Below are 16,646 nucleotides of genomic sequence, written 5' to 3'. Positions count from 1 at the left end.
GCCGGGGTCCACCGGTGCCGGGTCCGATCCCCGCCCCCTGATCGCACCCGCCGGCCCCCGCCGGGGGCCGGTCCGCATCCCGCGCGCCCACACCGGCGCGCCGAGAGGACGACCCGTGTTCACCCGCACCCGCCGCACCGCGCTGCGCGCGACGGCCGTCACCGCCGCCGCCGGCGGCCTCCTCCTCGCCGGGACCGTCCCGGCGTTCGCGCACGTCACCGCCCAGCCGAGCACCGCCGAGCAGGGCGGCTACGCCGTGATCTCGATGCGCGTGCCCAACGAGTCCGACACCGCCGGCACCACCAAGCTCGAGGTCACCTTCCCGACCGACCACCCGGTCACCTCCGCCCGCACCACCCCGCAGCAGGGCTGGACGGCCGAGGTCACCAAGGGGAACCTGCCCGCGCCCGTCGAGGTCAACGGCCGGCAGGTCACCCAGGCCGTCACCAAGGTCACCTGGACCGCGCAGCCGGGCACCCGGATCGGCCCCGGCCAGTTCGTCGACTTCCCGCTGTCCCTCGGCCCGCTGCCGACCGGCACCGACCAGCTGGTCCTGCCCGCCACCCAGACCTACGACGACGGCCGCGTCGTCGCCTGGGACGAGCCGACCACGCCGGGCGGGGCGGAGCCGGAGCACCCCGCCCCGACCGTCACCCTGACGCCCGCCGGCACCGGCGGGCACGGCGGCCACGACGGCGCTGCGGCCGCGGGCACCGAGGAGACGGCGGCCTCGACCACGGACACGACCGCCCGCTGGCTCGGCGGCGTCGGCCTGCTGCTCGGTGCGCTCGGGCTCGGCCTGGGCGGCGGGGCGCTGCTGCGGAGCCGCCGGTCGGCGCCGGCTCCGGCACCCACGAGCGAGGACAGCGGAACCAAGGTGGGGAGCGACACATGATCCGGCTGGCCCGCTTCGCCGCCGCCGGCCTGCTCGCCGGGCTCGCCCTGCTGCTCGGCGCCACCCCGGCGCTCGCGCACGCCGAGTTCGAGAGCAGCGACCCGGCGGACGGCGCGACCCTGGACACCGGGCCGCAGAAGGTCACGCTGACCTTCAGCGACACCATGCAGCAGGGCTTCAACACGATCACGGTGGTCGGCCCCGACGGGAAGGACTACATCTCCGGCGAGGTCCAGGCCCAGGGCGACTCGGTGAGCGCCACGGTCGGGCCGCTCGGCCCGGTCGGCCGGTACGAGATCGGCTACCGCGTGCTCTCCGACGACGGCCACCCGGTCTCGGGCAAGGTCGGGTTCACCCTGACCACCGCCGGGACCGGCACCGGGAGCTCCGCCGCGCCGGTCCCGTCGGCCGACGCCGCACCGAGCGCCGCCCCGGCCGCGCAGGCCACGCAGGCCCAGGAGTCCGGCGGCATGCCCATCTGGCCGTGGATCGTGGGTGCCGTGGTGCTCGTCGGTGCCGGAGTGGCCGTCGCGATGCGGCTGGGCCGGTCGTGACCGGGCCGGTCGTGACCGCGCCCGGCGCCGGGCAGGAGCGGGCCTGATGGGGGCGCCGACCGCGAGCCGGGGCTCGTCCGCCGAGCGGGTGGCCCCGCTCGTGTGGGCCGCGCTCGCGGTCGGCGCCGCCCTGCTCGCCGCCGTCCTGGCCCGGACCGCCGGGATCACCCTCGCCGCCACCGCCCTCCGGGGCCTGACGGACGCGGCCGCGGTCGCCTGCGTCGGGCTCGGCCTGGTCACCGTGCTGGTCCCGACCTCGGCGCGCGACGCCCGCGGCACCACGGTGATCCGCCGCGGCGACCGGGCGACGGTCGTCGTGGCCGGCGTATGGCTCACAGCCGTGCTGGTGTCGGTCGCGGTGCGCTCGGCGGAGGCGGTCGGCCGCCCGCTCGGCGCGCTCACCGCGGGCGACGTCGGCGCGTTCGTCACCCGGGTCGCCGCCGGCCGCGGGACCGTCCTGACGGCGTTGTGCGCAGTGGCGGTCCTCGGCTGCGCGGTCGCCCGGATGCGCAGCCCGGAGTCGGTGCCGGGGAGGGTCGTGCTGGTCGCGGCCCTGCTCGGGTCCCTGACCCCGGCCGTCACCGGGCACACCGGATCGTCGCCCGAGCACTCGCTGGCGGTGGTCACGGTGGCGTTCCACGTCGGCGCCGCCGCGCTGTGGGTCGGCGGGCTCGGCGTGCTGCTCCTGCTCGTCGCGCCGCACCGGGCGCTGCTCGACAGGGGCCTGCCGCGCTTCTCCCGGATCGCCACCGTGTGCCTGGTGGGCACGGCGCTCACCGGGGTGGCCAACGCGGTGCTCCGGCTCCCGGTGCTCGGTGACCTGTTCACCAGCAGCTACGGCGCGCTGATCCTCACCAAGACCGGGCTGATCGTCGTCCTCGCCCTGCTCGGCGGCCTCGCCCGCCGACGGCTGCAGCGCGGCACCCTCCCCGTGCTGCGGTGGGCGGGGGTGGAGGTCACGGTCATGGCGGTGACCGTCGGGATCGCCGCCGCCCTGAGCCAGACCGCCCCCTGAGCCCCTGAGCGACCCACCCCGCTGTGATCGTCGACAGCGGAGCGGGATCCGCGCTCGGCGCGGGGTGCGCTCCGCACCCGACGATCAGCGCTGCCGGGAGCGGCGGCGCCCCTGGCCGCGTGGGCGGACGGGGGCAGGGCTGGTCCAGTGGGCGGGGCGTTCGAACCCGGCGGGCAGGCGGGTGGTGGTGTCCCCCTGCGCCGCGGTGAGCTGCGGCGGGACCAGGAACAGCACGCCGCGCAGGTCCGCACCCTCGAGCCGCGCACCGCGGAAGTCCGCGCCCGTGACGTCGGCGCCCCGCAGGTCGGCGCCCCGGAGATCGGCACCCAGCAGCAGCGCGCCCCGCAGGCTCGCCCGCCGCAGGTCCGCGCCGCGCAGGCGGGCACCGATCAGGTCGGCGCCGCGGTGGTCCGGCCCGTCGCCCCGCGCGGCCTCGCTCGCCGCGACCAGCAGCGGATTGACGGCGCGGCGGTGGGCCTCGACGTCGAGCGTCGCCAGGTCCGCGGGGTCCAGTCGGGCGAGCTCGGAGGTGCGGACCACCGCCGCCGCGAGGTCCTCCGCGAGCGCACCTTCTGCCAGGTCCCGCGCCTCCACGAGGTAGCGCATCAGCTCGTGCACCATCCTGAGCTGCGGGAACGCGGCGAACACCGCCTCGCGGTCACCCGTCCGCCAGTCCGCCCGCGCCGACAGCGCCTGCCCCGCGCCGAAGCAGTCGAAGACCGTGCAGCCGACCATCCCCCGCGGCCGCAGCTCCGCGTGCAGCCGCACCGGGCGTCGGGCTGCAGGTGCCGGCACGGGGAGCCCGCGGGCTTGTCGAAGGCGAAGTCGGCGGAGCGCGCGAAGGCGGGCGCCACGCAGCACAGCCCGGTGCAACGGCTGCAGTCGGCGCGCAGGTCGATCAGGTCGAGCACGTGCTCGGACGCTACGCCTGCGGCTCGGACCGGTACGACTCCAGCAGCCGGAGCCAGATCTCGCTGATCGTCGGGAACGACGGGACCGCGTGCCACAGCCGTCCGAGCGGCACCTCGCCCGCGATCGCGACGGTCGCGGAGTGCACCAGCTCGGAGACGTCCTGGCCCACGAAAGTGGCGCCGACCAGCATCTCCCGGACCGGGTCGACGACGAGCACCGCGGCGCCGTCGTAGCCGTCGGCGTGCAGCGAGGACCCCGCCACGGCGATGTCCAGCTCCACCGTGCGCACGTCGATCCCGGCCTTCCGCGCCTCCTCGGCCGTCCTGCCGACGTGCCCGACCTCGGGGTCGGTGAACACCACCTGCGGCACGGCGTGGTGGTCGGCGGTCATCGCGTGCTCGCCCCAGGCCCCGGTGTCGAGCGGGGCGCCGTTCGCCCGCGCGGCGATCGCGTTGCCGGCGATGCGCGCCTGGTACTTGCCCATGTGCGTGAGCGGTGCCCGGCCGGTGACGTCGCCGGTCGCGTACAGCCACCCGCCGTCGACGCCCTGGACCAGCCCGGAGTCGTCGATCACGAAGGGCCTGCCCGGCTCGAGCCCGACGCTCTCGGCGCCGACGTCCCCGGTCCGGGGACGACGGCCGGTGGCGAGCAGCAGCTCGTCGACCTCGATCGACTCCCCGCCCACCGTGAGCGCGATGGCGTCGCCGGACTTCGCGACGGCGTCGAGCCCCTGGCCGAGCCGCAGGTCGATCCCGTCCTCCCGCAGCGCCTCGGCCACCTTCTCCCCCGCCACGGGCTCGGCGGAGGTGAGCAGCCGGTCGCCGCGGACGAGCATCGTGACCTGCGAGCCGAGCCGGGCGTAGGCCTGCGCCATCTCGCACCCGACCACGCCGCCGCCGAGGACGCCGAGCCGGCGGGGTGCCTCGTCCGCCGAGGTCGCGTCGCGCGAGCCCCAGGTCCGGACGGTGTCGATGCCGTCGATCGGCGGGGTGACGGGTGCGCTCCCCGTCGCGACGACGACGGCGTGCCGGACCCGGTAGACGTCGTCGCCCACGGCCACGACCTTCTCCCCGGCGAGCCGCCCGTGCCCCCTGACCAGGGTGATCCCGGACGACCCGACCCACTCGGCCTGCCCCGAGTCGTCGCCGCGCGAGGTGAAGGAGTCGCGGCGCGCGAACACGGCCTTGGGGTCGAAGTCCGCGGTCACCCCCGGCAGCCGGCGGGCGGCGGCGACGGCGCTGGGCGTGCGCAGCAGCGCCTTCGACGGGATGCAGGCCCAGTACGAGCACTCCCCGCCGACCTTCTCCGCCTCGACCAGTGCCACCGACAGGCCGCCGCGGTGGGCGTAGTCGGCGGCGTTCTCCCCGACCGGGCCCGCCCCGATCACGACGACGTCGAACTCGTGCTCGCTCACCCGAACTCCTCCCGTGCCGACGGCTGCGGGGGTGGCCGCGGCCGGGCCGATCATGCCCCGGCCGGCGGGGAACCACGCGGGAACCGCCCGACCGGGGATCCTGCCGTCAGTCCTGGACGGCCGCCACCGCCTCGAGGATGTCGGTGTCGCCGCCCATCAGCTCGAGCGTCAGGCCGGCGGTGCCGGGCGCCTGGAGCAGCGTGGCGAGGACGGCGGCGGTGTCGTCCCGGGTGATCTCCGTGCGGTCGAGGTGGTCCTTCGACAGCGCCACCCGCCCGATGCCGGGGTCGTCGGTGAGCGGGCCCGGGCGCACGATCGTGAGGTCGAGGTCGGGCCGGGCACGCAGGGCGTCCTCCGCCGCCTTCTTGGCCCGGATGTACGCCACCCAGACCTCGCCGCGGTCCGGGTCCGGCTCCTGGTCCACCCCGGTCGACGAGATCAGCAGGTAGCGCCGCACCCCCGCCTGCGCGGCGGCCTCGGCCAGCAGCTCCGCCGCGGCCCGGTCGACGGTGTCCTTGCGCTCGGCGGTGCTGCCCGGGCCGGCACCCGCCGCGAAGACGACCGCGTCGGCGCCCTTCAGGTGCGGCGCGAGATCGCCCGGCACCGCCTGCTCGAGGTCGACCACGGCCACCGCGGCCCCGGTCGCCTCGACGTCCGCGCGGTGGTCCGGGTTGCGCACCACGCTCACCACCTCGTCGCCCCGGTTCGCCAGCAGCGTGGCGAGCCGGAGCGCGATCTTGCCGTGTCCTCCCGCGATGACGGTCCGCATGGACGCGACGCTAGCGCCGCCCGCGCGGCCCCGCCGCCCGACGCCCGCCCGTGTTCCACGTGGAACACGCGCGGGTGAGGTCGGGCTCCGCTCCTGCCCCGAAGAGCAGGCCGTCGCAGGATGAGACACCCGGCCGGACGTCCCCCGTGCCGGACGGCCTGGCGTCGTTTTCGCTGATCAGCGGCACAGAAGAACGTTTCCCAAGATCGCGGTACCCGATCGGGCGAACGCAGTACGTGCCCGATTCGCCCTTTTTCTCGCATGGCGGAATTTGCTGCCTTGTGACGCCGCACACCGTGATCGACGGTGATCGGGACCACAACGGCAGCGACTCCGAGGAGGTACCGGCGTGAAAGCCGTCCGGGTGCACGAGTACCACTCCGATCCGAAGATCGACGACATCCCGGAGCCCGAGATCCAGGGCCCGCTCGACGTGATCGTCAAGATCGGGGGCGCCGGCGTCTGCCGCACGGACCTGCACATCATCAACGGGGACTGGGCGGAGGCGCAGAACCCCACGCTGCCGTACGTGATCGGCCACGAGAACGCGGGCTGGATCGAGGCGGTCGGCGACGGGGTCACCAACGTCGCCGTCGGGGACACGGTGATCCTGCACCCGCAGCCGTCGTGCGGGCTCTGCCTGGCTTGCCGCCGCGGTCGGGACATGCAGTGCGAGAACGCGTTCTTCCCCGGCCTGTCGAACAACGACGGCGGCATGGCCGAGTACCTGCGGACCACCGCGCGCGCCTGCATCAAGCTCGACCCGACCACCAACCCCGCCGACGTCGCCGCGCTGGCCGACGCGGGCATCACGGCCTACCACGCGGTGCGCAAGGCGGTCCCGGACCTCTTCCCCGGCACCACCGCCGTGGTCCAGGGCGCGGGCGGGCTGGGCCACATCGCGATCCAGGCGCTCGCGGCGATCACCGGGACCCGGATCGTCGTCGTCGACAAGAACCCGGACGCGCTCGCGCTCGCGAAGCAGATCGGTGCCGACGAGACCGTCCAGGCCGACGGCCACCACGTCGACGCCGTCAAGGACCTCACGAACGGCCGCGGCGGCGACGTGGTGTTCGACTTCGTCGCCGAGCAGGGCGCCGAGCTCGACGCCTGGCAGATGACCGCCCCCGCGGGGTCCCAGTACATCCTCGGTTACGGCGGTGAGTTCAAGGCCCCGACGCTCGACTTCGTCGGCGGCGAGAAGAACGTCATCGGCAACATCGTCGGCACCTACGCCGACCTCACCGAGCTCATGGTCCTGGCGCAGGCCGGGAAGGTCACGCTCCACACCAAGCAGTACCCGCTGGACGCGGCGCTCGACGCCCTGCACGACCTCGACGCCGGCCGGGTCCGCGGCCGGGCGATCCTCGTCCCCTGATCACCCCCTCTGAACAGCACCGACGCTGACGGAAGGAACCACCACATGTACGAGAAAGACGGAGAGAAGTACTTCGTCGTCGACTCACACAGCCACTTCTGGGACGCGTCCAAGGAGAACTGGGTCGAGGGCAAGGAACAGTTCGCCAAGGGCTGGATCGACTGCTTCTACGGCTACCACCAGCTCGGCCCGCCCGAGACCCACTGGGACTGGGAGCACTACCTCAAGCCCTCGCCCGAGGACTTCGAGCGCGACATGTTCGTCGAGGGCCACGTCGACTACGCGATCTTCCAGTCGACGTACCTCAAGGAGTGGTACCGGGACGGCTTCAACACCGTCGACCAGAACGCCGCGCTGCTGGAGAAGTGGGGCGACCGCCTCATCGTCAACGGCCGGTTCGACCCCCGTGAGGGCGACGCGGGCCTGAAGCAGCTCGAGGCGGACGTCGCGAAGTACAAGCACAAGGGCGTGAAGCTCTACACCGCGGAGTGGAACGGCGACTCCCGCGGCTACAAGCTCACCGACCCCGAGGCGTACCGCTTCCTGCAGGCCGCGCAGGACCTCGGCATCAAGAACATCCACGTCCACAAGGGCCCGACGATCTGGCCGCTGGACAAGGACGCGTTCGACGTCGCCGACGTCGACCACGCCGCCACGGACTTCCAGGGTCTCAACTTCATCGTCGAGCACGTGGGCCTGCCGCGTATCGAGGACTTCTGCTTCATGGCGGTGCAGGAGCCCAACGTCTACGCCGGCCTCTCCGTCGTCATCGGCGGCCTGATGCACGCCCGCCCGAAGTTCTTCGCCAAGGTCATGGGCGAGCTGCTGTTCTGGGTCGGCGAGGACAAGATGCTCTTCGGCGGCGACTACAACATCTGGGTGCCGAAGTGGCAGGTCGAGGGCCTGGTCGACTGGCAGATGCCCGACGACGACCAGTTCGCCGACTACCCGCGGCTCACCACCGCGTCGAAGAAGAAGATCCTCGGCCTCAACGCCGCGAAGCTCTACGACATCCCGGTGCCGCAGGAGCTGCAGCTGCCGACCTCGGCCGACGAGGCCATGCAGCCGGGCGAGGAGCTCGTCGAGGACAAGGCGGGTGCCCAGGCATGAGTCTGGAGCCTGCCGTGTGGCAGGCGCTGGGGACGGTGCTCGACCCGGAGCTGGACGAGCCGATCACGGACCTCGACTTCGTCGAGTCGTGCACCGTCTCCCCCTCGGGGGAGGTCACCGTGGGGCTGCGCCTGCCGACGTTCTTCTGCGCACCCAACTTCTCCTTCCTCATGGTCGCCGACGCCTACGACGCCGTGTCGGCGGTCCCCGGGGTCACCCGCGCGGTGGTCTCGCTCGCCGACCACCACGCGTCGGACGAGATCAACGGCGGGGTGGCCGCGCACGCCGGGTTCATCGGCTCGTTCGAGGGCGAGGCGACGGCGGAGCTCGACGAGCTGCGGCACACCTTCCTCGCGAAGGCGGCACTGGCCGGCCAGGACCGCCTCGCGCGGCCCCTGGTCGACGAGGGGGTGGGGCCGGACGAGCTCGCCGGGCTCACCCTGGCCGACATCCCCGACTCCATGGAGCTGCGCCGGCTCCGGGACCGGCGGATGGCGATCGGACTGCCCTACGAGGACGACGCCCCGCTGCTCATCCACCCCGACGGCAGCCGGGTCACGGCCGCCCAGGTGCCGCTGCACCTGCGGCGGGCGCGGCTGCAGCGCGTGGGGATCGAGACCAACGGCGAGTACTGCAAGTCCCTGCTGCAGACGCGCTACTCGGAGGAGGCGAAGGCCAGGGCGTGACGTGCTGATCGACGACCGGGGTCCCGCGGGGGTGGTGGGCCCCGGTCCCGTCGTTCTCGGGGCTGGTCGTCGGCGGATCACCGGGCTAACTTTGATGCAGTTGGATCAAAGGAGATCTGGACCATGGGTGTGCTCGACGGGCGGACCGCGATCGTCACGGGCGGCGCGAACGGGATCGGGGCCGCGATCCGCCGGCGCTTCGCCGCGGAGGGCGCGGCGGTCGTCGTCAACGACCTGGGCGGCGGGACGGACGGCAGCGGTGCCGACGCGGGCCGCGCCGAGGCCGTCGCGGCGGAGATCCGGGCCGCGGGCGGCCGGGCCGTCGCCGACGGGGGCGACGTCTCCGACACCGCGACCGGCGCACGGCTCGTGGAGACCGCCGTGCGCGAGTTCGGCGGGCTGGACGTGCTGGTGAACGCGGCCGGCATCCTCCGCGACCGGATGATCTTCAACATGTCCGACGAGGAGTGGGACGACGTGATCCGCGTGCACCTGCGCGGGCACTTCTCCACCTCCCGCGCGGCTGCCGCGCACTTCCGGGCGCAGCGCCGGCCGGACGGGCACTTCCGGATCGTCAACTTCACGTCGCACTCCGGGCTGGAGGGCTCGCCGGGGCAGGCCAACTACGCCGCCGCGAAGATGGGCATCGTCGGGCTGACGTGGTCGCTGGCCCAGGGGCTGGCCCGGTACGGCGTCACGGCCAACGCGATCGCGCCGGCCGCCGCGACCCGGCTGGTCGCCACGGTGGCGGAGAAGGACCGGGCGGTCGCGGACCGTCCCGCGGACGACGACCAGGTCCGGTCCCCGGACAACGTGGCCGAGCTGGCGCTCTACCTGGCGAGCGAGCGGTCCGACTGGCTGACCGGGCGGGTGCTGGGCTCGGTCGGTTTCGGCGTGACCGTCTACGAGAACCCCACGGTCGTGGCCGAGGCGCGCTCGGACGGGCCCTGGTCCTTCGACGACCTGGCCGCCTCACTGGAGAAGGAGGTCCGCGCGGTCGCCGACGGCCTGCCGCCCAGCCTCTTCGCGGACCAGGTCGCCCGGCGGTCCTGACGCCCGTTCAGGGCGCGGTGCTGGGCTCGGGCCGCACCGCGGGGACGACGACGGGCGCCGTGCGGCGAGGGCGGAGCAGGAACGCCGCGACGAGGGCCCCGAGGAACGCCAGGACGGCCGAGACCTCCAGGGCCAGCCGGACGCCCGAGGTCTGCGCGACCGCGTAGGCCGCCTGCACGGCGTCGGCCGAGGTCAGGGCCGCGGCGCCGCGCAGGTCGCCGGCGGCGAGCAGGTCCGCGGCGACCGGAAGCTCGGTGCGGGCGGAGGCCAGCGCGCCCGCGTGGATGATCGCGCCGAGCACGGCGATGCCCAGCGCGTTGCCCAGCTGCCGCGCGGTGTTGGCCGCGCCCGCGGCGACCCCGCTGCGCTCCGGCGCCACCCCGACCACCGCCGCGGCACCGAGCGCCGGGTTGGCCAGGCCCATCCCGAGCCCGGCGAGCACGAAGCCGGGCAGCAGGAGCGGGAAGGTCCACGACGTCTGCACGAAGGCCAGGGCCGCGAGCCCGGCCCCGGAGAGCGCGAGGCCGGCGGTGAGGCGGGTGCGCAGGGAGAACCGCGCCCCGATCCGCGCGCCGAACAGGGCGACGAGCGTGGAGAGCAGCGTCGCCGGGAGGAACCACAGCCCGGCCTGCAGCGCCGACAGCCCGAACACGACCTGCAGGTACGGGCCGAGGAGCACCAGCATCGACAGGATCGACAACGCCATCGCCATGCCCGCGACCAGGCCGCCGGCGTAGGTCGGCAGGCGGAGGAGACCGACGTCGATCATCGGGACCGCCCGCCGGCGCTGCTGCAGGACGAAGACCGGCAGCAGGACCACGGCGAGCCCGAAGGCGACCCACACCCGCGGGGCCGAGGCGTCGGCACCGACCCAGCTCACGCCGAGGATCAGCCCGCCGAGCCCGACCGTGAGCAGCACGGTTCCGACCAGGTCGAACCGGCCACGTGCAGCCCCGCGGGCCGCGGGGAGGGCGAGGACGCCGAGCAGCGCGGCCGCGGCCGAGACGGCGGCGAGCACGGCGAACGCGGGCCGCCACCGCCCGAACTCGAGCGCCAGCCCCGCCCCGACCGGGCCGGTCGACAGCCCGGCGCCGATCGCCGCGCCCCACAGCGCGACCGCGCCCGCGCGCCGCTTCGGCTCGACCGCCGCCGCGATCAGGCTCAGCGACGACGCCATCAGCGCCGCCCCCGCCCCGCCCTGCACGATCCGGGCGGCGACCAGCAGCGGCACGGTCGTCGCGAGGGCGCAGGCGGCGGAGAAGACCGCGAAGCCGACCATCGCACCGATCCACACCCGCCCCGCGCCGAAGCGGTCGGCGAGGGAGCCGCCGGTGAGCAGGAACGCGCCGAGTCCGAGCGCATAACCGCTGACCAGCAGGTTCAGCTCCGCGATCCCGACGCCCAGGTCCGCCCCGATCGCCGGCAGCGCCACGATCGGCAGCGGGAAGCTCGCGAACACCACGAACGGGGCGAGCGCCGCGGCGCCGATGGTGACGAGCTGAGTTTTCGGCACGAACTCAAGTTACGGACGTGGGGGTGGGGCGTCAACGGGCCTCTCGGGGTTCGTGCGGTGGCGCCGCTTCGCGTTGTGATCAGCGCTGGGGAGCGGAGGCGGTTGTTTAGGGGGGTCGTGATCGGCGGAGCTGTGCAGGGGTAGTCGTGTAAAGAGCCGCCGCTGCACGGACCGGCGATCATGTGTTGACGACCGGAGTGAGCGCCGGCGGCTCTCGGTGCCGTGATCAGCGGTGATGTGCGCGCATGGTTGTGAGCCGAGCCGCAGCTGCACGGAAACAACGATCGACTGTGGGCGCGGCTGGACGTGGACGCCGATGGCGCCATGATCACCGCCGATGTGCAGGGACGGTGTTACCGGGACGCAATTGCACGGAACCCGCGATCGGACGTGGGCGCGAGCTGACGCGGCGCCGGCGGCGCGAGCAAGGTGATCAGCGTGCGTGTGCAAGGACGGCCGCGAGCGAAATCGCTACTGCATGAAAGGGGTGATCAGCCGTGGCGGCGTCCGGGACGCGCACTCCCGGCGGACCCCGCGGCGGCATGATCAGCGGTGAGGTGCAGGGACAGCTCTGAGTCGAACCGCTGCTGCACGGAATCGCCGATCAGCTGTCGACTGCGGCCGACGTCGGCGGCGCCATGATCGGCGACTGTATGTGCGGACGGTCGCGAGCGGAACCGCTGCCGCACGGAACCGGCGATCAGTGATGAGTGCCTGCTGACGCGGACACCGGCGGCACGGACAGCATGATGATCAGCGTTTGCGTGCAGATATGGCCGCGAGCGGAACCGCTGCTGCACGGAAGCGGCGATCAGCGGTGGGCGGCGGGCGACATGGGCGCCGGCATCGGGACCATGATCAGCAATTGTGTGCGCGGGCGGTCGTGAGCCGAACCGCAGCTGCACCGAAGCGGCGATCAGCTCCGTGTCGGTGGTCGTCGTGATCGGTGGTGTGTGGGGGCTGCACGCGGCGCCCTCACTGGATGAAGCCGTAATCGGCTCCTGCTGCCCGCTCAGCTGGTCGGCGGGTCAGGTGGGGCGGGCGTCGAGGACCCGGAAGACGTTCCAGAGCCGGTAGCCGTCGCCGTGGCGGCGCGGGGCGAAGGCGGCGAGCACCGCCTCGCGGACAGCTGCAGGACCGGCGGTGTTGACCGCATACCGGCCGATGTCCGCCGTGAGCAGCGGGCCGACCAGGGCGTCCTCGTCGGGGTAGTCGAAGGGGCAGCGGATCTCGTCGAGCGCCACGACCTCCAGACCGGCGGTCGTGGCGATCTTGCGGAAGCGGTCGGGCTCGGTCAGCGGAGGTGGCCCGGCCGGGGTGCGGCGCGCCCCGCGGGGCGGGAGGAACGGGGCGAGGGCCTCGCCGAAGAGCCGGACGTCGGACTCCTCCTCGCGGCCCCACACCGTCGCGCGCACCAGACCGCCGACCCGCGCCGCCTCCTTGAGCACCTTGAGCGGGTTGGTGACGTGCGCCAGCACCTGGACGAGGGCGACGAGGTCGTAGGAGCCCGCGAGCTGGTGGGCGTCGCCGACCTCGAACGTCGCCTCCGGCACCTCGCGCCGCGCCGCCGCGATCGCGGACCGGTCCGCGTCGATGCCGGTGACCGTGAGCCCGCGCTTCGTGGCGAAGGCGGCGAAGACTCCGGGCCCGCACCCGACGTCGAGCACGGAGGCGCCCTCCGGGACGCCGGCCAGCACCCGCTCGTACAGCGGCTCGCCCCAGCCCGCAGGCCCCTCGCTCACCCGCCCGAGCCTAGCGGGACGTGGTTCCGCTCACTGCCGCCGCGACACGCGGTACGGGTTCGGCGCGGCCGTGCGGTCGTGATCTCGGGCGGACGGCGGCCGTGCGGTCGTGATCGCGGGCGGACGGCGGCCGGATGCCCGTGATCGCGGATGGCTGGAACCACAGGCCCGAGAGCCGACGCGGGAGCGGGTGCCGCGTTGGCACACCCGTCGGAGCGCGGCGCACTCTGGCGGCAAGGTGTGCGATCGAGTATTCGGGTGTGCCGGCCGGCCGGAGCGGGTGTGTCGCGCTCGGATGAGTGCGTCGGCCTGCCGGAGCGGGGTGTTGCGGGTCCGAGTGGGTGTGGGAGAGCGCCAGGGAGCTCCCGTCGAGATGAGCACCAGGGTGGTCGGTTCATGATCGAACAGCACTGACGCTCATCTCACCCGCCCCGCGGCTACTTCGGCGGGAGTGTCCTCACGAACCCCACTCCCTCCGCGACCCAGCGGGCGAGATCGGCGTCGGGGAGGTCGTCGACGTCGGGGTGGCCGGAGACCCGGAGCCAGCCGTCCATCTCCCGCCCCTGCATCACCATGCGCTCGACCCCGTCGGCGGCGACCAGCTCGGCGGACCGGGCCGGGTCGACGCGCACCATGAGCCCGCCCCGCCCGCTGGCGGCGACGGCCATGTGCCCGCCGAGCAGGAAGGCGAGCCCGCCGAACATCCGCTTCTCGGTCAGCCCGGGCTCGTCCGCGACGAGCGCGCGGATGCGGGCGGCGAGTGCCTCGTCGTAGGCCACGGCGGGAGCGTAGCGCCGCAGGTCAGCCCCAGACGTCCTCCGCGACCTGGACGATCAGTCGGAGCTTGGCGATCTCCTCGTCGACGGTGAGCGTGTTGCCCTCGACGGTCGACGAGAAGCCGCACTGCGGGGACAGGCAGAGCTGGTCGAGCGGGACGTACTTCGCGGCCTCGTCGATGCGGCGCTTGAGGGTGTCGGGGTCCTCGAGACGGCCGTTCTTCGTGGTCACGAGCCCGAGCACCACCTGCTTGCCCGGCGGGACGAACCGCAGCGGGGCGAAGCCGCCGGAGCGCTCGTCGTCGAACTCGCAGAAGAAGCCGTCGACGGCGAGCTCGCCGAAGAGCGCCTCGGCCACGAAGTCGTAGCCGCCCTCGGCGGCCCACGAGGACCGGTAGTTGCCGCGGCACATGTGCGTGGTGATCCGCATGCCCTCGGGCTTGTCCGCGATCGCGGCGTTGATCTGGCGGATGTAGCGCTCGTGCAGGTGGTCGGCGTCGTCGGCGGCGTGCTCGGCCCGCTGGGCCGGGTCGTTCAGGTAGGCGAGCGAGGTGTCGTCGAGCTGCAGGTACCGGCAGCCGAGCTCGCCGAGGGCGCGGACCTCGTCGGCGTAGGCGGCCGACAGGTCGTGCCAGAACTCCTCGAGGTCCGGGTACACCGTGCGGTCGATCGCCGCCGTGCCGCCGCGGTAGTGGACCATGCTCGGCGACGGGATCGTCAGCTTCGGGACCGCGCTCGTGGTGCACGAGGCGAGGAACCGGAAGGCGTCGGCGAAGATCGGCTCGCGCAGCCGGACCTTCTCGGTGATCGCCAGGCCGGCCGAGGTGAAGGCGCCCTCCCCCTCGGCGTTGACCATCCGCACCCGGATCTGCTCGTCCGTCTTCGTGACGCCGCCGAGCTGGTAGATGAAGTCCATGTGCCAGGAGGTGCGGCGGAACTCGCCGTCCGTGGCGGACCGCAGCCCGATCTCCTCCTGCAGCCGGACGACGTCGCGGATCGCCTCGTCCTCCACCGCCTTCAGCTCGGGTGAGCGGGGCGCGTGCTGCGCGCGGGCGTCGAGCAGGGCCTTCGGTCGCAGGAGGCTGCCGACGTGGTCGGCGCGGAACGGGGGTTCGGTGCGGAGCGCCATGGCCAGAACGTAACGCGCAGCACGCAGGTGTGGCGCGACGGAAGCGCCGGGATGGCACAGTCCGACCATGGACATCGGCGTCAGCACCTTCCTCACCGACTACGGCATCGACCCGCTGGTCCTCGCCCGGGGCGTCGAGGAGCGCGGCTTCTCGGCACTGTTCCTCACCGAGCACACCCACATCCCGACGAGCCGGCGCTCCCCCTGGCCGGGCGGCGCCGAGCTGCCGCGGCAGTACAGCCACACCTACGACCCCTTCGTCGCGTTGGCCGCCATGGCCGCCGTGACCAGCAGAATCGCGCTGGGTACCGGTGTCACGCTGATCAACCAGCACCACCCGATCAACCTGGCCAAGCAGGTGGCGAGCGTCGAGCGGCTCGCGCCCGGCCGCGTCGAGCTGGGCGTGGGGCCCGGGTGGAACAAGGAGGAGATGGCGCACCACGGGATCGATCCGCGCCGGCGGACCCCGCAGATGCTCGAGCGGATCGAGGCGCTGCGCGCCATCTGGACGCAGGACGAGGCCGAGTACCACGGCGAGTTCGTGGACTTCGACCCGATCTGGTCCTGGCCGAAGCCGACGGCGGCGCCGCCCGTGCTGATCGGCGGCGGCGGGCCGACCGTGCTCGACCGGGTCCTGTCGCACGGCGACGGCTGGATCCCGCTGCGGGTCCGGCTGAAGGAGCTCGACGCCTTCGCCGAGCGGATCGCCGAGCTGCGCCGCCGCTCGGCCGAGGCCGGCCGCGACCACCTCTCCGTAACGATCTTCGGCGCCGTCCCGAAGCCCGACGCGCTGGACTCGTACGCGCAGGCGGGCGTCGACCGGGTGCTGTTCACCCTGACCGACCGCGAGGGGCCCGACGCCGAGGCCGCCACCCTGGCCGAGCTGGACACCCTGGCGGACCTGCTCAGGCCGTGAGGACGCGGGACACGCGGTCCGCGGCCTCGCGGACCGCGTGCTCCAGCTCCCAGCGCCGCGCCGTGAACTCGGCCCTGCTCACCGCGACCCCGACCGCCGCCGTCGACCCGCGCAGCGCGACCGCGACGCCGGCCACCCCGCGGTGGAACTCCTCGACCTCCACCGCAGCGCCGGCCGCCCGGATCCGCTGCAGCTCCCGGTCCAGGCCGCGCCGGTCCGCGAGGGTGCGCGGGGTGTAGGCGGTGAGCGGCGTGCGCTCCAGCACCTCGCCCAGCTCGGCCGGGCCGAGGCCCGCGAGCAGCACCTTGCCCAGGGCCGTCGCGTGCACGGGCGCGGGCTCGCCGACGCGCAGGCCCAGCGGACCGGGATGGTCCGCGCAGCGGTCGACGTGCGCGACCACCACGTCGACGTCCCGCCGGACGGCGAGGTAGGCGGCCGCGCCCACGCCGTCGTGCACCTCGTGGAGGAGTCCGCGGACCGCCGCCGAGGGCCGAACCTGGGTGGTGAGGCCCCGGTGCAGCTCGGCGACCTTGTAGCCGAGCCCGTAGCCGCGCACCGCGTTGAGCCGGACGAGGTAGCCCTCCTCGACCAGCGTGCCGAGCGCGCGGTACACGGTGGGCAGCGGGCAGCCGAGCCGGCGGGCGATGGCCTTCGCGGTCACCCCGTCGCCCAGCGCGGAGACGGCCTCGAGCACGCGCAGCGCCCGGACCAGCGAGCCGCCCTGCCCCGAGGTCACGCGACTAGTGTCGGAGGTGCAGTGATCTACCGGCAAGCACTTGAGCGG

Annotated in this window: 15 protein-coding genes and 1 pseudogene; 8 read left to right on the top strand and 8 right to left on the bottom strand. The window is 73.9% G+C overall.

Annotated features, from left to right (window positions below; all coding sequences use genetic code 11):
* The 3 genes from AB0B41_RS28445 to AB0B41_RS28435 form a co-directional block, all read left to right on the top strand.
* Positions 1-895, top strand: an 895-nt coding sequence (locus AB0B41_RS28445; protein ID WP_358208656.1) for a YcnI family protein, incomplete at its 5' end; no start/stop codon positions are given.
* Positions 892-1,449 carry a copper resistance CopC family protein gene (locus tag AB0B41_RS28440; protein ID WP_358208654.1) on the top strand — a complete coding sequence of 186 codons (558 nt, stop codon included), beginning with the start codon at positions 892-894 and terminating at the stop codon, positions 1,447-1,449. The genes AB0B41_RS28445 and AB0B41_RS28440, both read left to right, overlap by 4 nt.
* Positions 1,450-1,495: 46 nt before the next feature.
* Positions 1,496-2,464: a CopD family protein gene (locus AB0B41_RS28435; protein WP_358208652.1), complete on the top strand. Its 969-nt coding sequence runs from the start codon at positions 1,496-1,498 to the stop codon at positions 2,462-2,464.
* Positions 2,465-2,548: 84 nt separating this feature from the next.
* Here AB0B41_RS28435 and AB0B41_RS28430 read toward each other — a convergent pair.
* The 3 genes and pseudogenes from AB0B41_RS28430 to AB0B41_RS28420 all read right to left on the bottom strand — a co-directional run bounded on the left by AB0B41_RS28430 (position 2,549) and on the right by AB0B41_RS28420 (position 5,559).
* Positions 2,549-3,366: pseudogene (locus AB0B41_RS28430) on the bottom strand (pentapeptide repeat-containing protein).
* A 20-nt stretch (positions 3,367-3,386) separates the two neighbouring features.
* Positions 3,387-4,790: an NAD(P)/FAD-dependent oxidoreductase gene (locus tag AB0B41_RS28425; protein WP_358208650.1), complete on the bottom strand. Its 1,404-nt coding sequence runs from the start codon at positions 4,788-4,790 to the stop codon at positions 3,387-3,389.
* A 106-nt stretch (positions 4,791-4,896) separates the two neighbouring features.
* Positions 4,897-5,559, bottom strand: a complete 663-nt coding sequence (locus AB0B41_RS28420; protein ID WP_358208648.1) for an NAD(P)H-binding protein — start codon at positions 5,557-5,559, stop codon at positions 4,897-4,899.
* Between the two features lie 349 nt (positions 5,560-5,908).
* On the opposite strand from AB0B41_RS28420, the gene AB0B41_RS28415 reads away from it, so the two are divergent.
* The 4 genes from AB0B41_RS28415 (at position 5,909) to AB0B41_RS28400 (ending at position 9,786) form a co-directional block, all read left to right on the top strand.
* Entirely contained in the window at positions 5,909-6,937 is a 1,029-nt protein-coding gene (locus AB0B41_RS28415; RefSeq protein WP_358208646.1) for an NAD(P)-dependent alcohol dehydrogenase, read from the top strand.
* 45 nt (positions 6,938-6,982) lie between these two features.
* Positions 6,983-8,047 carry an amidohydrolase family protein gene (locus tag AB0B41_RS28410; protein WP_358208644.1) on the top strand — a complete coding sequence of 355 codons (1,065 nt, stop codon included), beginning with the start codon at positions 6,983-6,985 and terminating at the stop codon, positions 8,045-8,047.
* Positions 8,044-8,733, top strand: coding sequence for an iron-sulfur cluster assembly protein (locus AB0B41_RS28405; RefSeq protein WP_358208642.1), 690 nt, complete (start codon positions 8,044-8,046; stop codon positions 8,731-8,733). Before AB0B41_RS28410 ends, AB0B41_RS28405 begins: the two co-directional genes overlap by 4 nt.
* Positions 8,734-8,856: 123 nt before the next feature.
* The gene (locus AB0B41_RS28400) at positions 8,857-9,786 is read left to right on the top strand and encodes an SDR family NAD(P)-dependent oxidoreductase (RefSeq protein ID WP_358208640.1); all 930 of its coding nucleotides are present in this window, start codon (positions 8,857-8,859) and stop codon (positions 9,784-9,786) included.
* Positions 9,787-9,793: 7 nt separating this feature from the next.
* On the opposite strand, the gene AB0B41_RS28395 is transcribed toward AB0B41_RS28400, so the two are convergent.
* The 4 genes from AB0B41_RS28395 to AB0B41_RS28380 form a co-directional block, all read right to left on the bottom strand.
* Positions 9,794-11,299, bottom strand: a complete 1,506-nt coding sequence (locus AB0B41_RS28395; RefSeq protein ID WP_358208638.1) for an MFS transporter — start codon at positions 11,297-11,299, stop codon at positions 9,794-9,796.
* A 1,028-nt stretch (positions 11,300-12,327) separates the two neighbouring features.
* Positions 12,328-13,041: a class I SAM-dependent methyltransferase gene (locus AB0B41_RS28390; protein WP_358208636.1), complete on the bottom strand. Its 714-nt coding sequence runs from the start codon at positions 13,039-13,041 to the stop codon at positions 12,328-12,330.
* A 437-nt stretch (positions 13,042-13,478) separates the two neighbouring features.
* Complete coding sequence (locus AB0B41_RS28385) at positions 13,479-13,820, bottom strand: TfoX/Sxy family protein (protein ID WP_358208634.1); 342 nt, start codon at positions 13,818-13,820, stop codon at positions 13,479-13,481.
* Positions 13,821-13,842: 22 nt separating this feature from the next.
* Complete coding sequence (locus AB0B41_RS28380) at positions 13,843-14,946, bottom strand: 5-methyltetrahydropteroyltriglutamate--homocysteine S-methyltransferase (protein ID WP_358208632.1); 1,104 nt, start codon at positions 14,944-14,946, stop codon at positions 13,843-13,845.
* 67 nt (positions 14,947-15,013) lie between these two features.
* Between AB0B41_RS28380 and AB0B41_RS28375 the strand changes: the two genes are divergently transcribed.
* The gene (locus tag AB0B41_RS28375) at positions 15,014-15,862 is read left to right on the top strand and encodes an LLM class F420-dependent oxidoreductase (RefSeq protein ID WP_358208630.1); all 849 of its coding nucleotides are present in this window, start codon (positions 15,014-15,016) and stop codon (positions 15,860-15,862) included.
* On the opposite strand, the gene AB0B41_RS28370 is transcribed toward AB0B41_RS28375, so the two are convergent.
* Positions 15,852-16,598, bottom strand: a complete 747-nt coding sequence (locus AB0B41_RS28370) for an IclR family transcriptional regulator C-terminal domain-containing protein (protein WP_358208628.1) — start codon at positions 16,596-16,598, stop codon at positions 15,852-15,854. The two genes, AB0B41_RS28375 and AB0B41_RS28370, sit on opposite strands and share 11 nt — an antisense overlap.
* Between the last annotated feature and the right edge of the window lie 48 nt (positions 16,599-16,646).

Source organism: Pseudonocardia sp. NPDC049154, assembly GCF_040648315.1.
GTDB lineage: Bacteria > Actinomycetota > Actinomycetes > Mycobacteriales > Pseudonocardiaceae > Pseudonocardia.
Note: the sequence above shows the minus strand (reverse complement) of the source record. Positions and strands in the feature narration are given on the sequence as shown.

What these genes read in the sequence shown, in the direction of transcription:
- AB0B41_RS28380 (WP_358208632.1), bottom strand. Translation starts at nt 14,946, where the DNA reads ATGGCGCTCCGCACCGAACCCCCGTTCCGCGCCGACCACGTCGGCAGC.
- AB0B41_RS28440 (WP_358208654.1), top strand. Translation starts at nt 892, where the DNA reads ATGATCCGGCTGGCCCGCTTCGCCGCCGCCGGCCTGCTCGCCGGGCTC.
- AB0B41_RS28405 (WP_358208642.1), top strand. Translation starts at nt 8,044, where the DNA reads ATGAGTCTGGAGCCTGCCGTGTGGCAGGCGCTGGGGACGGTGCTCGAC.
- AB0B41_RS28400 (WP_358208640.1), top strand. Translation starts at nt 8,857, where the DNA reads ATGGGTGTGCTCGACGGGCGGACCGCGATCGTCACGGGCGGCGCGAAC.
- AB0B41_RS28410 (WP_358208644.1), top strand. Translation starts at nt 6,983, where the DNA reads ATGTACGAGAAAGACGGAGAGAAGTACTTCGTCGTCGACTCACACAGC.
- AB0B41_RS28420 (WP_358208648.1), bottom strand. Translation starts at nt 5,559, where the DNA reads ATGCGGACCGTCATCGCGGGAGGACACGGCAAGATCGCGCTCCGGCTC.
- AB0B41_RS28375 (WP_358208630.1), top strand. Translation starts at nt 15,014, where the DNA reads ATGGACATCGGCGTCAGCACCTTCCTCACCGACTACGGCATCGACCCG.
- AB0B41_RS28435 (WP_358208652.1), top strand. Translation starts at nt 1,496, where the DNA reads ATGGGGGCGCCGACCGCGAGCCGGGGCTCGTCCGCCGAGCGGGTGGCC.